Origin of the sequence: Bradyrhizobium sp. OK095 (assembly GCF_900109945.1) — a bacterium.
GTDB lineage: Bacteria > Pseudomonadota > Alphaproteobacteria > Rhizobiales > Xanthobacteraceae > Bradyrhizobium.
The window spans coordinates 273,639-287,292 of record NZ_FOBX01000004.1 but is presented as its reverse complement, the minus strand read 5'-3'; the positions used below and the strand labels follow the sequence as shown (position 1 = coordinate 287,292).

Sequence of the window (13,654 nt, the reverse complement as noted above, 5' to 3'; positions counted from 1 at the left end):
CTCAAGGCGCAAGCCGCGTGAAAACGTAATCGTGTCCCTTGGCGTGGGCGTCATGGCAGGCGAAGCAGGTGCGGTGCTGGGCCTCGTCCACCGGCTTGCCATCGACGAAGCGTCCAAAACCCCAGCCGCCGGTGGAGGCGTATTTTTTGGAATCCTTGACCATCACCTGGACCGTTGTGGCGGCGCCGGGAATCGTCGCGGATGCGAAGTCCGGTGAGGGTTTCCGCTTCCAGGCGCGCTTGACCAGAATGGTGCCGTCGGGGAACGGAAGTTTTTCGGCCTGATAGGCGTCCATTGCCGTCCGGTTGCCGACAACCGCGCGAAGTTCGTTAAGCGGCGTCGCCTCTTCGGCCGGTGCGATCAGCTCCCACTGCTTGTAGCCCGCAGGAATCGTGACACCGAAGATCGGCGAGGCGTCTGCCGTGTTGCCTTGCGCCGGCCCTTCGGCAAGAGCGATCGAGACCAAATAGGGCACGCAGGTCAGGAGAACGACGAGAAGAAGCACGGCCAGCGTGATGGCCGCGGCACGGGATCGCCTTTTCTTTTCAGGTTCGACAGACGTCATGACGTTCCTCCATGCCGGGATCGCAACACGTCCTCGGTCCAGCCGCGCTGGACCGAGGCCTCGAATGAATCACGCGCCGTCGGCGTCGATGACGGCCTTGGCAAAGGCCTGTGGTGCTTCCTGCGGCAGATTGTGGCCGATGCCGCCGGTGATCAGGCGAAAGTCGTACCGCCCGGAGAACCTTTTGGCATAGGCGCTGGGGTCGGGATGCGGCGCACCGTTGGCGTCGCCTTCCATCGTGATCGTGGGAACGCTGATCACCGGAGCCGCCGCCAGCTTCTTTTCGATCTCCTCGTACTTCGCTTCGCCCTGGGCGAGCCCGAGCCGCCAGCGATAATTGTGGATCGTGATCGCGACATGATCCTTGTTGTCCAGTGCCGCCGCGCTCCGGTTGAACGTGGCGTCGTCGAACTTCCACTGCGGCGAGGCGAGCTTCCAGATCAGTTTTGCGAAATCGTGCGTATACTTCTCGTACCCGGCACGGCCACGCTCGGTCGCGAAATAGAACTGGTACCACCATTGCAGCTCAGCCTGTGGCGGCAGCGGCGCGTTGCCGGCGGCCTGGCTGGAGATCAGATAGCCGCTCACCGACACCAGCGCGCGACAGCGATCCGGCCACAGCGCGGCGATGATGTCGGCGGTGCGCGCGCCCCAGTCGAAGCCGGCGACAACCGCCTTCTTGATGTCGAGCTTGTCCATCAGCGCGATGATGTCGACGGCCATTGCCGCGGGCTCGCCGTTGCGCGGCGTCTCGCTGGAGAGGAACTGCGTGGTGCCGTAACCGCGCAGATGAGGGATGATCACGCGATAGCCGGCCTTGGCCAAAATCGGCGCGACGTCGACAAAGGCGTGGATGTCGTAAGGCCAGCCGTGCAGCAGGATCGCCACGGGGCCGTTCGACGGACCCGCCTCGGCATAGCCGACATTGAGAACGCCGGCGTCGATCTGCTTGATCGTGCCGAAGGACGCATTCGATGCGGCGGGTCGCGGCGCTTCCGTTTCGGCGCGTGCGAGGTCGATCACGCCGAGTCCGGCGGCAACGCTTCCTGCGGCGACGCCGAAGAACTTGCGGCGATGCTGGTCGATAATCTGCTTCATCTCTTTTGCCTTGTTGATGATCGTGCGAGTCGTCGGGATCAGATCGACCCTGGCGCGGACCGCTTCCGCTTCTCGCCCCACGCAACTCCCTATCAGCGCCTGCCGCGATAGGCTCGTTTGGACTTGTGAGAAGTTGTGAGGCCGGCATGGAACCGCGTGACTGCTAGCCGGTCTGCTTAGGCCTTGGAAGCCCGCATCAGTTCACGCCGTTGCGAGGCACTCGAGGGAAGCCGTCAAGAACGCGTCATCGCGATCGCCTCACGATGACAGAGCAAGGGGCGACATTCTAAATCTCGACGGACATTTCAACTTGCAGACACGCCTTCGCATTCTCGCGGCGCATTTCGCCCGAGCTTTACCTGGTCACTCCACCCTCAGATCCAAGAGGGCGCAGGGAAGGCCGGGTGCCGACTGGCACCCGCGGTCCGCTGCGCGAAAGCACACGCAGGAAGAACCGCACAGCAGCATACAGGTGTCGCCGATCACTCGGCCTTCCCTGCGCAGTGGTCGGACGGCTTATGCCGTGCTCTCCCGGGAGCCGAACTTTCCTTCTGGCCTCCCTCGCCCCGCGAATTGACGATGCCGTCCGCCCGGTTGGGCTCGCGCGCATCTCCGCAAGGGGCTCGACCGTAGCGACGACGGCCAGGACCACACGGTTTTGCCGTACGCGCATTCGCCATTTCGCCGCAGGGTCCGACAGCATCGTGCACGTAGCCATCGAAATACCGACGAGACGAATTTGACAGCGCCGCTCGTTCGCATGCGGCCGCGAGCTCACAGGGACTACCCGCCCTGCCCGCACCTCTCATGCCGACGCTGCCGCGTCCACCGCATGCCCGGCTCGCGCATCGTGACGACGACATGATCGCCCCTCAAGGATGAGCCGGGATGGGCGATACATACGCCGTTTCCGAATTTCGGTAAAGTAGAATTTTTTTGCGAAAGGGGATTGACGTGGCGGCGAAACAGACCCGCAGCCCGGACGAGCGGCGGGCCCGTCTTCTCGAAGACGGTGCCCACGGCCAAGGCGTTACCCGCGCAACGCATCTGGCGAGGACCCCGACCGCGGACACGCCGAAGATCCTCAAGGAAATGCGCACACTGCCGAAGGCGCGTGGGACGCCGAGGTGGCGTCGTTGCCGACCCGACTCAGGACAATGGCGCGCCCGGCAGATGGTGGCGGCGGAATAAGCAGCATTTGGGCCAGAAAGTGTGGCTCCAAGGGTACGCATCGCGGAGAACGCGATGCCCCTGCCTCCAGTTCCGGCTTTGGAACTACTGCAAATCGGCGGGTTCCGCTATGATTTACCAAGGCGTGTGGAGCCGGACGAAGCCGATGAAGACATTATTTAGAACCAAGCGCTTGATGGGCGGCGTTGCGATGTTGCCTGTTGTGGTGGCGGGTCCCGCTCTGGCGGCCCCTCCGGCGCCCGTACCCTACACTTGGGCCGGATTCTACGTCGGCGCCAACTTGGGCGGCGCCTGGGGCCGGTTTGGCTCCAGCACGGCCGTGGACTGCAACGTCCCCGGCTTCACCCCTCCTGGCAGCTTCTCCTACCTCTGCAGCACCGGCTTCCCCGGCGACGGAGCGCTGGTTGGCGCGACGGGCACCGGCTCGTTCGACGCCAGCGGCTTCACGGGCGGATTGCAGGCTGGCTACAATTGGCAAGTCAGCAGTGTCGTGGTCGGTCTGGAAAGCGACTTCGGCGCTTTTCGGTTGCAAGGGTCCAGGCAGGGCAGCGGCGTCCTGGTCGACAGTTGGCCCGGCGTCCCGTTTACGGTTACCAACACGGCCAGCACTGACTGGCTCTTCACGTTCAGGGGGCGGGTCGGCGTCACCGTGCTGCCGAACCTCCTGACCTATGTCACTGGCGGATTGGCCGTCACGCGGATTGCGACCAACACGACTTATGTAGACGGAAATACCTTATTGACTCCCGTCGCGGGTAGCTACGGCGGATCTGCCGTGAAGACCGGCTATACCGTCGGCATCGGCGCGGAATATGCCTTCGCCAACAACTGGACGGTGAAGGCGGAGTATCTGTACCTCAACTTCGGCAGCGTCTTTTCCAGCGGAACGATTCGGGATGGGATGGGCTTAGGCTACAGCCAAGGCCTCAGCACCAGAACCGACCTGACCGCCAACATCGCGCGCCTCGGGGTCAATCGCAAATTCTAGCCATCGCACGATCAGGTTACGAACAGGCCTGATTCAATCGGACGCCGTGACGATGCACGACTGGTTCGACCACATCCTCTACGCGACGCGTGCGCAGCCGGAAGCCTCCGCCATCTTGATGGAGGACCGCGTCATCACCTACGGGATGCTGGGTGACGCGATTACCTCCTGCGCGTACAGGATCGCGGCGCGGGCGCTCAATCCCGAAGGCCTGGTGGCGGTCTGCATCGACAATCCTGTCCGCCACATGACGGTGAGCCTCGCGCTGTTCCGCATCGGCGTTCGCGCGATTTCGATCGAGCCCGAACACAAGGGCAAAATAGGACTCACCCTCGCCGCCGTGCTGGGCGATGCCGCAGCGGCAACGGTCTTCAGCCCGAACGATGGGTTCATTGAAGTCACCGACGATTGGTACGCTGCAATGTCGGCCGTGCCTGCGCACGCACTGCCTCCGGCCTTTGCGGGCGAGCGACGGATCTGCCGTCACAGCCTGACCTCGGGATCGACAGGCGCGCCCAAGGTGCTCGATCACAGCGTCGGAGCGCTCGGCCGCTCGATCTGTTCGACCGTGGGCTTCTCGAAATGCGGACTGGTTCTGTGCATGCCGGGCCTGAGCTCGGTGTTCGGCTTCAGGATCGCCTGCGGCGTTCTTGCCAGCCGCAAGACACTCTGCTTCGCCGAGTCACCGTACCAGGCAATTCGCATGATCGAGCTGTTCGGCATCGACATGCTGTACGCCGCGACAGAGCAGCTCGTGGCGCTGGTTCGCGTGGCGCGAAAGACGGGCGCTCAACTCGGCTGCCTGCGCACGACGGTGGTGGCCGGTGGCATTCCCACCCGCGCGCTGCTGGAAGGCGCGGCGGTGCATCTGTGCAAGAATATCGCGTGTCGCTACGGCACGTCCGAACTCGGAGTGCTCGCCGAGGCGCCGGCCAGCAAGGTCCTCGAGCGCCCGGGACTGATCGGCTTTGTATTCCCCGGCTTCGAAATGGCCGCGTTCCGGGAGGATGGAACGCCCTGTGCTGCCGACGAAATGGGTTTCGTCAGAGCCCGCGTGAAGGCCAATCCGGATCGTGGCGAGGACCCCTGGACCGATCACGGCGACGTTGGCTGGATCTCCGCCGGCGGCGAGGTCTTTGTGGTCGGCCGCCTTGCCGACACCAGACCAGCCGACTTTACCTCCGCCGTCTCGCGCGAGGTATCGCCGGTTTACGAGATCGAACACCTCGTGCGGCTTGAATGGGACGCCGTGGACGCCGCGGCGCTGGTCGTCGACGCTGGCGAGCCGAACCGGGAAGTCGAAATCTGGATCGCGACGGTCGACTGCGAGGACGCCGATCCTCAAAAGCTTCAGCAGATCCTGCGCCGGCGCGGCATCGCGGGTGCGGTCCGCCTGTTCGCCGTCGCCGCCATTCCGCGAGGATATGCCGGCAAGATACAACGGCCTGAATTGCAAGCGCTGATACATGCAACGCGCAACGCTTGACGCTCACCCCGTCGGGGTGCCCCTCCACTGGCCGCCGGCGATCTTCGCCGCGGCGATCACGGCTTGCGTCCGGCTCTCGACGCCGAGCTTTTGCAGGATGGCCGAGACATGCGCCTTGATGGTTGCCTCGGAGACACCGAGTTCATAGGCGATCTGCTTGTTGAGCAGCCCTTCCGACAGCATCATCAGCACCCGCACCTGCTGCGGCGTCAGCGTCACCAGGCGATCGCGCAGCTTGGTCATGTCGGGGTCGGCGGCGGCCGAGAGGTCGGTGTCGGCGGGAACCCAGACGTCGCCCTCCATCACCTTGAGGATGGCGTCGCGCAAGGTCTCGACGCCGAATCGTTTCGGAATGAAACCGGAGGCACCGAAATCGAGCGAGCGGCGGATCGTGGCGCCGTCGTCGGAGGCCGAGACGATCACCACCGGGATCGCCGGATATTGCGCGCGCAGATAGATCAGGCCGGAAAAGCCTGAGATCCCCGGCATCGAGAGGTCGAGCAGGACCAGATCGACGTCGGAGGTCTGTTCCAGCAGCTTGGTCAGATCCTCGAACGAGCCGGCCTCGTCGATCCTCGCCGAAGTCAGGACGCCCGCCACCGCCTGCCGCAGCGCATCGCGGAACAGGGGATGATCATCGGCAATGACGAGATGGGTCGAAGGAGCGTTCATCGTTCTCTTGCTGTCGTTCGATACCGGCCGGCGAGTCGGCGCCGCGGCAGGTCAATTCTTCCCTGAGCGGCCGTGGCATGCAAGTACACATTATCCCTTTGCGGGAAAGGGGTTAATCCGCAACCTTCGCGGCTCAGCACCGGCGCCTGATACCGGCCGTCAGGCGCGTGTCAGTGCGCAAGGCCGAAAGTCGTATTGGGGCCGGTTTCACGCCGATGTTACCTTGCGGGCAAGACCCAGGTTGATCCGGACGCTCCGGACATCCGGGACGCGAGGAAACGATATTCGGGGAGCGAACTCAACATGTCGACAATGGCTGTGTCTCAAGCAGGCGCAGGAGGGATGACGAAGGACGAACGTTTCGTCATTCTCGCCTCCTCGCTCGGTACCGTCTTCGAATGGTACGATTTTTACCTCTACGGTTCGCTCGCCGGCATCATCGGTGCACAGTTCTTCTCGGCCTATCCGCCGGGAACGCGCGACATCTTCGCGCTGCTCGCCTTCGCAGCCGGCTTCCTGGTGCGCCCGTTCGGCGCGATCGTGTTCGGCCGCATCGGCGACATCGTCGGCCGCAAATATACCTTCCTCGTTACCATCCTGATCATGGGTCTTTCGACCTTCATCGTCGGCCTGCTGCCGAATGCGGCGACGATCGGCTTTGCGGCGCCCGTGATCCTGATCGCGCTGCGTCTCGCCCAGGGCCTCGCGCTCGGCGGTGAGTATGGCGGTGCGGCGACCTACGTCGCCGAGCATGCGCCGAACGGCAAGCGCGGCTACTACACCTCCTTCATTCAGACCACCGCGACGATGGGCCTGTTCCTGTCGCTGCTGGTGATCCTGTTCACCCGCACCGCGACCGGCGAAGCCGATTTCGCGGCATGGGGCTGGCGGATTCCCTTCCTGGTGTCGGTGCTGCTGCTCGGCGTCTCGGTCTGGATCCGACTGCGCCTCAATGAATCGCCGATCTTCCAGAAGATGAAGGACGAGGGAAAGAGCTCGAAGGCACCGTTGACGGAATCCTTCGGCAACTGGGCCAATGGCAAGCTCGTCCTGCTCGCCCTCCTCGGCGGCACGATGGGCCAGGGCGTGGTCTGGTACACCGGCCAGTTCTACGCGCTGTTCTTCCTGCAATCGATCCTGAAGGTCGACGGCTATACCGCCAACCTGCTGATCGCCTGGTCGCTGCTGCTCGGTACCGGCTTCTTCATCGTGTTCGGGATCCTGTCCGACAAGATCGGCCGCAAGCCGATCATCCTCGGCGGCTGCCTGATCGCGGCGCTGACCTTCTTCCCGATCTTCAAGATGATCACCAGCAACGCCAACCCGGCGCTGGAGAAGGCGATCGAGCAGACCAAGGTCGATGTGGTGGCGGATCCCGCAGGCTGCGGCGACCTGTTCAACCCGGTCGGCACCCGCGTCTTCACCTCGGCTTGCGACACCGCGCGTGCCTTCCTGTCGCAGTCGTCGGTCAAGTACACGACGAGCAACGGCGCGGCAGGGTCCGGCGTGAAGGTCGTCGTCAACGGCAAGGACGTGGCCTACGCGAACGCCAAGGACAGCAACCCGGCGGTTCTCGCCGCGGTGCAGGCGGCCGGCTATCCCAAGGCGGGTGACGCCGGCATCGTGAAGATGTCGAATCCGTTCGATATCTTCCGTCCGCAGGTGGCCGCGGTCATCGGCCTGCTGTTCGTCCTGGTGATCTTCGTCACCATGGTCTACGGCCCGATCGCCGCGATGCTGGTCGAACTGTTCCCGACCCGCATCCGCTACACGTCGATGTCGCTGCCCTACCACATCGGCAACGGCTGGTTCGGCGGCCTGCTGCCGGCGACCGCCTTCGCCATCGTGGCCTCGACCGGCGACATCTATGCCGGCCTCTGGTACCCGATCATCTTCGCGTCGATTACCGTCGTGGTCGGCTTCTTCTTCCTGCCCGAGACCAAGGACGTCGACATCAAGGCGACCTGATCGCAAGCAGCGATCGACCAACACGAACCGGCCGCGGTCTCCGCGGCCGGTTTTGTTTTGCCGGCTACTGATTGCTGCCGATGAACTGCAGCACGATCTCGCGGCGATGCGGACGAGCACGGTGCTCGACCAGATAGATCGCCTGCCAGGTGCCGAGCGCGAGCTTGCCGTTCAGGACCGGGACCTGAAGCGAGGTCTGCGTCAGCATCGTCTTGACGTGGGCCGGCATGTCATCCGGCCCTTCAGTGTCGTGGGTCCAGCCGGCATTCTCTGGCGCCAGCCGCGACAGCGCCGTGGTGAGATCGACGAGCACGGACGGATCAGCGTTCTCCTGGATCGTCAGCGAGGCCGAGGTGTGGCGGATGAACAGCGTCAGCGCGCCCTCGCGCGCCTGGGCCTCATTGATGAACTTCGCGGCTTCAGCAGTGAGATCTGTGAAGCCTCGGCCGGCCGTCGACACCGTCAATAGAGCGGTACTGATGGACGCAGCCTGTATGGTCGACGGCGCCGAACGCGTCAGGTGCTTCTCAGATCTCATTCAAACTCTCAAATCTTCCCCGACACGTCCTTCTGCACGCGATTGGCCATGTCGATCAGCCGGCGCCAGGCCTTTTCCAGGAACGACATCACGCGGTCCATGTCCTGGTCGCTCGGCAGCGGGATCTCGATCTTGCGGTCGCCCTCGGCGACCTTTGGTTCTCGTGCTTGCGGCTCCGCCTTCTTGAGCGGATCGGATTTCGGCAGCGCGTCGTCGATCTTGCCCGACACCGTCGGCCCTGCCGCGAGCTGTCCCTTCAGCTTCTCGACTTCAGCCTGGAGCCGACCGATCTCGGCGTCGAGCGCGGTGCGTTCGTCGGGCACCGCATAGCAGGCCCAGCCGGCGCCGTTCCGGCTGCAGGTCGATACCGTGCCGGTGCGGGTGTCGAGCCGCAGCACGCCCTCGGGGATGGGCGTCATGCTGTAGCGGCCGTTTTCGCTGTCAGGCGCGGATTGCGCGGCGACGAGGCCACCACCGACGGCCATCACCGCAGCGAATGCCGCTGCCGCAAGCCATGATGCTGTGGATGATTTCGCTGGTCTCATCGCGCTCTCCGCCATGGCGCTTCTGCGGCTTCTCTTCAATTCTACACCCCGGCGGGGCGATCTGCCGCCCAAAACGCGCAGCCGATATCAACGATCGCGGCGATCCCTTTGATCCCGTCAGCAGGGCGAAATGGCGGCCACATCCGCCGATCATGAGGACAGCTGCTGCGGTGCGGCGTCACGCTGTGCGCGGCGTTGCCGCACGCGCCAATATCGTCAATTAAATCAGATACATAATAGAAAGAGATGCAATCGTGACTTGGCTTGACTTGATTATAGGCCATCAGTATGGTCCGCGCGGCTTTTGAGGGTGGCGGGCGTAATTTCCATTCAGCCGCGGCGTTTCGGGTCTTCGTTGCATGACAAAAGGCACGGGACACGGCGAGAATGGAGATCGCGATAGACCGCCCGAGGAAGCTGCGCTTTCCGAACGGCTCGGAAATCTTGATCAGCGGTTGTCCGAATTTCGCGGCCGCCACATCAAGACCGAGCAACCCGCAGGTGACGGTGAAGACAGAGCGGCCAGAGCTTCGGCGATGGCGCTTGGTTTCCGGTTATCCTCCGAGTTGGTCGCCGGTGTCGTTGTCGGAGCGGGGATTGGCTGGGGTTTCGACCGCTTGCTGTCGACGTCGCCTTTCGGATTTATCGTGTTCCTGCTGCTGGGCTTCGTGGCCGGCGTTGTGAATGTGGTGAGAACGGCAGGTGCGGGTCAAAACAGGCGCGGTGGTTCTTAAGCGATCCGCCCAGGAGAGGAATGATCGTACCGGCCTTTGCCGGTACGGGCCGGCCCGGCCGGCAGACCGAGACCCGCCGGCATAGCCCGGCAGACCAAGAGATGCCGCGCTGATGAAAATCGACCCGATCCACCAGTTCAACATCGAGCCTCTCTTCACGATCGGCCAAATCGGCAATCACACGATCGCCTTCACCAATTCATCGCTCTACATGCTGGTCGCGGTGGCGATCATCTCGCTCCTGATGCTTGCCAGCGGCACGCAGCTGGTTCCCGGGCGCCTCCAGTCGGTCGCCGAGATCTCCTACGAGTTCGTCGCCTCGACCATCCGTTCGACGGCCGGCTCGGAAGGCATGAAGTTCTTCCCGCTGATCTTCTCGCTGTTCATGTTCATCTGCGTCTCGAACCTGGTCGGCATCATCCCCTATACCTTCACGATCTCGAGCCATCTGATCGTGACCGCAGCGCTTGCGCTCCTGGTCTTCTTCACCGTCCTGATCTACGGCGTTGCCAAGAACGGCCTGAAATTCTTCTCGATCTTCGTGCCCCACGGCGTCCCCGTCTACATCCTGCCGCTGGTGATGTTCATCGAGATCCTGTCGTTCTTCCTGCGGCCGGTCTCCCACAGCGTCCGTCTGTTCGCCAACATGCTGGCCGGCCACATCGCGCTGAAGGTGTTCGCGGGTTTCGTTGCCATGCTCGGCTTCTCGCTCGGCGCACTGGGCTGGGTCGGCGGCGTGCTGCCGCTGGCGCTCACGGTCGCGCTGTACGCTCTCGAGATTCTGGTCGCGTTCCTGCAGGCCTATGTGTTCGCGATCCTGACCTGCATCTACCTCAACGACGCCATTCATCCGGGACACTAAGCGGTCCGGGGAATTTCCACCCAAAACCCAATCTTTCTTCCAAGGAGTCTAAAATGGATCCGGCAGCAGCAAAACTTATCGGCGCGGGCATCGCATGCATCGGCATGGGCGGCGCGGGCGTCGGCGTGGGCGTGATCTTCGGCAACTACCTCGCCGCAGCCGTTCGCAACCCGTCGGCTGCTCAGGGCCAGTTCGGCAACCTGATTTTCGGCTTCGCCGTGACCGAAGCGCTCGGCATTTTCTCGCTGCTGATCGCGCTGCTGCTGCTGTTCGTTCCGCTCTGAGGACGACGTGTTTCGCGCCGCTTCGACCGAAGCGGCGCGCATGACAGCAACAGGAGAACTCCATGGCTGAGAGTCATGGCGGGGCGAAAGGTCCGGCGGCGGGCGCCCACACCGAGGCCGAAGGCGGTCACGGTGGCGGTTTTCCGCCGTTCGAGAGCAGCACCTATGCTTCGCAGCTGGTGTCGCTCGCGATCTTCTTCGTCGTGCTTTATGTGATCGTGTCCAAGCTCGCTCTGCCGAAGGTCGGCGGTGCGATCGAGGCGCGTCAGAACAAGATCGAGGGCGACCTCACTGAGGCGCAGACGCTGAGGGACCAGTCCGACGCGGCGCTGAAGGCCTACGAAGGCGAGCTCGCTTCGGCACGCTCGCGGGCGCAGGCGATCGGCAACGAATCCCGCGACAAGGCGAACGCGCAGGCGGACGCCGAGCGCAAGATTCTGGAAGAGCAGCTGGCGGCCAAGCTCGCCGGGGCGGAGAAGACCATCGCCGCGACGCGCGCGACCGCCATGAGCAACGTCCGCGGCATCGCGGCCGATGCGGCTGGCCAGATCGTGCAGCAACTCACGGGCGTCGTTCCGGATGCAGCATCGGTCAGTGCCGCCGTTGATGCGTCCTTGAAGGGTTAGTCGATATGTTCTTTGATCCTGAAACTTGGGTCGCCATCGCCTTCGTGATCCTGATGGTCGTGTTCGGCTATCTCGGGGTCTTCAAGAAGGCGATGGTTGCGCTCGACCATCGCGCCGACCGCATCAAGGCCGAGCTCGACGACGCGACGCGCCTCAAGCAGGAAGCGGCCAAGGTGCTTGCCGACTACAAGGCACGCAGCGCCACGGCCGAGCGCGAGGCTGCCGACATCATCGCCAACGCCAAGTCCGAAGCCGAGCGCATCGCGACCGAAGCCAAGGCCAAGATGGAAGACTTCGTGGCACGTCGCACCAAGACCGCGGAGAGCAAGATTGCGCTCGCCGAGGCCCAGGCGGTGGCCGATGTTCGCGCCGCAGCCGCGGAAGCCGCCGTTCAGGCCGCCTCCACGATCCTGTCGCATTCGGTCAAGGGTCAGGTCGCCGACGATCTGCTCGCCAAGGGCATCACCGAAGTCCGGCAGAAGCTGAACTGAGGGATTTGACCTCACCAATCAAAAAGCCGGCGCGATGAGCGCCGGCTTTTTTGTTTGTTGGTCTTCCCGTGTCCCGGACGCGGTGCAGCGCGCAACGCTGCTCCGCAGAGCCGGGACCCAAGCCGCTCACAATTTCTGGGCCCCGGCTCTGCGTCGCACCGCTACGCGCTGCGCCGCGTCCGGGGCACGAGACCTTACTTCTTCTTTCCCTTCGCCTTCGGCTCCGGCGCAAGCGCCTGCGGGTCGAAGCCGACATAGAAGACGTAGGAATCGGCATCCTTGGCCGAGGGCACCGGATAGGACAGATCCTCGGCGACGAAGGTGAAGGGCACGCTGCCGCCGTCGGTCATTTCGACCGTGGTCCGGTAGGCCTTCGAGGCGATCACCTTCTCACCGACGCCGCCGTGCACCACGGCGATACGCAAGGGCACCTCGACGGTCGCGGGCGCACCGGCGGGACCAGCGATGACGCGGCCCTGGATGCCGATCCGGGCCGTGATGCCCTCGGCGCTGCGGGCGCATTCACGCGCCATCTTGGTGATCGAGGCCTGGAAGCGGATCTCATTGCCGACGGCCGGCTTGCCGGTGGCGCCAACCGCGTAGGTCGAGGCCCCCGCGCGCACCGTGACCTGCGGGCAATCGAGGTCGTCCTCGGCCGGCTGCCCGGGCGCCGGCGGCGGCTTGGGCTGGGCCGGTTCGTCGGACTTGCCGCCGAACAGGCCCTTGAAGCGGTCGGTTAGCGACTGGGCCGCCACCGGCGAGACGGAGGCAAGCGCAAGTGACACCGCCAGCGCGATCCCCGTCCCACGCCACAACGCATTCCGCGCTGACCGAAGCTCCTGCACTCTCAACGCCCGTACTCCATGACAATTGTCCGGCCGATCGCCGGCCGGCGTATGCGCGTTATATCGTCAAAATCGGCGAACCCAAGGCAGCAAGCAAGAAGGCAGCAAGCAAGGCAGCGCGACGAGACTTTGGCCACATGAATGAACGGGCTCAGCCGCGGAAATCCTCGTGCAGCAGGCCGAACAGCAAATGGTCCTGCCAGACCCCGTTAATGCAGAGATAGCGGCGCGCCAGCCCCTCGCGGGAGAAGCCGCACTTCTCCAGCACCCGGATCGACGGCGCATTGGTGGGAATGCAGGCGGCCTCGACCCGGTGCAGATTGAGCTCGCCGAACAGCGTCGGCAGCAGCACCCGGAGCGCCGCCGTCATGTAGCCGCGCTGGGCATGGGGCTTGCCGACCCAATAGCCGATGGTGCCGGCCTGGACGATGCCGCGGCGGACATTGGCGAGCGTGATGCCGCCGACCATGGCGCCATCGAGTTCGCGGAAGACCAGGAAGGGATAGGAGCGGTCCGCGGAGATGTCCTCGGAATAGCGCCGCAGGCGGCGGCGGAAGCCGGACCGGGTGAGATCGTCCGACGGCCAGATCGGCTCCCAGGGCGTGAGGTAGTCGCGGCTGTTTTCTCGCAGATGCGCCCACTGCAAGAAGTCCGACATCTGCGGCGCACGTAGCAGGAGCCCGTTGCCGCGCGGTGCGAGGGCGGCGGGTCCACTGGATGGCAGTCGAAAAAGGGCCATGGTGATGCTTCCCGGGGCAGAT

The 13,654-nt window shown here is 64.1% G+C and carries 16 protein-coding genes; 8 read left to right on the top strand and 8 right to left on the bottom strand.

The window, feature by feature from the left end; translation table 11 throughout:
- Window position 1: 1 nt before the first annotated feature.
- Both BMW89_RS13395 and BMW89_RS13390 read right to left on the bottom strand, forming a co-directional pair.
- Entirely contained in the window at window positions 2-565 is a 564-nt protein-coding gene (locus BMW89_RS13395; RefSeq protein ID WP_092026965.1) for a cytochrome P460 family protein, read from the bottom strand.
- Window positions 566-634: 69 nt separating this feature from the next.
- Window positions 635-1,663 (bottom strand): alpha/beta fold hydrolase, encoded by a 1,029-nt coding sequence (locus BMW89_RS13390; protein WP_092027322.1) that lies wholly within the window; start codon window positions 1,661-1,663, stop codon window positions 635-637.
- Between the two features lie 1,336 nt (window positions 1,664-2,999).
- Here BMW89_RS13390 and BMW89_RS13380 point away from each other — a divergent pair.
- Window positions 3,000-3,842, top strand: a complete 843-nt coding sequence (locus tag BMW89_RS13380) for an outer membrane protein (RefSeq protein WP_177196031.1) — start codon at window positions 3,000-3,002, stop codon at window positions 3,840-3,842.
- Between the two features lie 52 nt (window positions 3,843-3,894).
- Window positions 3,895-5,328, top strand: coding sequence for an AMP-binding protein (locus tag BMW89_RS13375; RefSeq protein ID WP_092026961.1), 1,434 nt, complete (start codon window positions 3,895-3,897; stop codon window positions 5,326-5,328).
- A 3-nt stretch (window positions 5,329-5,331) separates the two neighbouring features.
- Here the strand turns inward: BMW89_RS13375 and BMW89_RS13370 are convergent, their stop codons facing one another.
- Window positions 5,332-6,000, bottom strand: a complete 669-nt coding sequence (locus BMW89_RS13370) for a response regulator (RefSeq protein WP_092026960.1) — start codon at window positions 5,998-6,000, stop codon at window positions 5,332-5,334.
- A gap of 342 nt (window positions 6,001-6,342) precedes the next feature.
- Between BMW89_RS13370 and BMW89_RS13365 the strand changes: the two genes are divergently transcribed.
- On the top strand, window positions 6,343-7,968 hold the full coding sequence (locus BMW89_RS13365; RefSeq protein ID WP_177196029.1) for an MFS transporter: 1,626 nt from the start codon (window positions 6,343-6,345) through the stop codon (window positions 7,966-7,968).
- Between the two features lie 64 nt (window positions 7,969-8,032).
- On the opposite strand, the gene BMW89_RS13360 is transcribed toward BMW89_RS13365, so the two are convergent.
- From BMW89_RS13360 to BMW89_RS37880, 3 genes are read right to left on the bottom strand one after another with little or no spacing between them, the layout of a single operon-like run.
- Entirely contained in the window at window positions 8,033-8,506 is a 474-nt protein-coding gene (locus BMW89_RS13360) for a secondary thiamine-phosphate synthase enzyme YjbQ (protein WP_092026954.1), read from the bottom strand.
- Window positions 8,507-8,514: 8 nt separating this feature from the next.
- Window positions 8,515-9,051 carry a hypothetical protein gene (locus BMW89_RS13355; RefSeq protein WP_092027320.1) on the bottom strand — a complete coding sequence of 179 codons (537 nt, stop codon included), beginning with the start codon at window positions 9,049-9,051 and terminating at the stop codon, window positions 8,515-8,517.
- A 41-nt stretch (window positions 9,052-9,092) separates the two neighbouring features.
- Complete coding sequence (locus BMW89_RS37880; protein WP_177196028.1) at window positions 9,093-9,335, bottom strand: hypothetical protein; 243 nt, start codon at window positions 9,333-9,335, stop codon at window positions 9,093-9,095.
- A 75-nt stretch (window positions 9,336-9,410) separates the two neighbouring features.
- Between BMW89_RS37880 and BMW89_RS13350 the strand changes: the two genes are divergently transcribed.
- The 5 genes from BMW89_RS13350 to BMW89_RS13330 all read left to right on the top strand — a co-directional run bounded on the left by BMW89_RS13350 (window position 9,411) and on the right by BMW89_RS13330 (window position 12,048).
- The gene (locus tag BMW89_RS13350; protein ID WP_092026951.1) at window positions 9,411-9,785 is read left to right on the top strand and encodes an AtpZ/AtpI family protein; all 375 of its coding nucleotides are present in this window, start codon (window positions 9,411-9,413) and stop codon (window positions 9,783-9,785) included.
- A 112-nt stretch (window positions 9,786-9,897) separates the two neighbouring features.
- On the top strand, window positions 9,898-10,647 hold the full coding sequence (locus BMW89_RS13345) for a F0F1 ATP synthase subunit A (RefSeq protein WP_092026948.1): 750 nt from the start codon (window positions 9,898-9,900) through the stop codon (window positions 10,645-10,647).
- 53 nt (window positions 10,648-10,700) lie between these two features.
- Window positions 10,701-10,931: a F0F1 ATP synthase subunit C gene (locus BMW89_RS13340; protein ID WP_007599451.1), complete on the top strand. Its 231-nt coding sequence runs from the start codon at window positions 10,701-10,703 to the stop codon at window positions 10,929-10,931.
- A 62-nt stretch (window positions 10,932-10,993) separates the two neighbouring features.
- The gene (locus BMW89_RS13335) at window positions 10,994-11,557 is read left to right on the top strand and encodes a F0F1 ATP synthase subunit B family protein (RefSeq protein WP_092026946.1); all 564 of its coding nucleotides are present in this window, start codon (window positions 10,994-10,996) and stop codon (window positions 11,555-11,557) included.
- A gap of 5 nt (window positions 11,558-11,562) precedes the next feature.
- Window positions 11,563-12,048, top strand: a complete 486-nt coding sequence (locus BMW89_RS13330; RefSeq protein ID WP_092026945.1) for a F0F1 ATP synthase subunit B family protein — start codon at window positions 11,563-11,565, stop codon at window positions 12,046-12,048.
- Window positions 12,049-12,242: 194 nt separating this feature from the next.
- Here the strand turns inward: BMW89_RS13330 and BMW89_RS13325 are convergent, their stop codons facing one another.
- Together BMW89_RS13325 and BMW89_RS13320 are read right to left on the bottom strand one after the other, a co-directional pair.
- The gene (locus tag BMW89_RS13325; RefSeq protein ID WP_502686391.1) at window positions 12,243-12,839 is read right to left on the bottom strand and encodes a hypothetical protein; all 597 of its coding nucleotides are present in this window, start codon (window positions 12,837-12,839) and stop codon (window positions 12,243-12,245) included.
- Window positions 12,840-13,044: 205 nt separating this feature from the next.
- On the bottom strand, window positions 13,045-13,632 hold the full coding sequence (locus tag BMW89_RS13320) for a GNAT family N-acetyltransferase (RefSeq protein ID WP_092026943.1): 588 nt from the start codon (window positions 13,630-13,632) through the stop codon (window positions 13,045-13,047).
- Window positions 13,633-13,654: the final 22 nt, after the last annotated feature.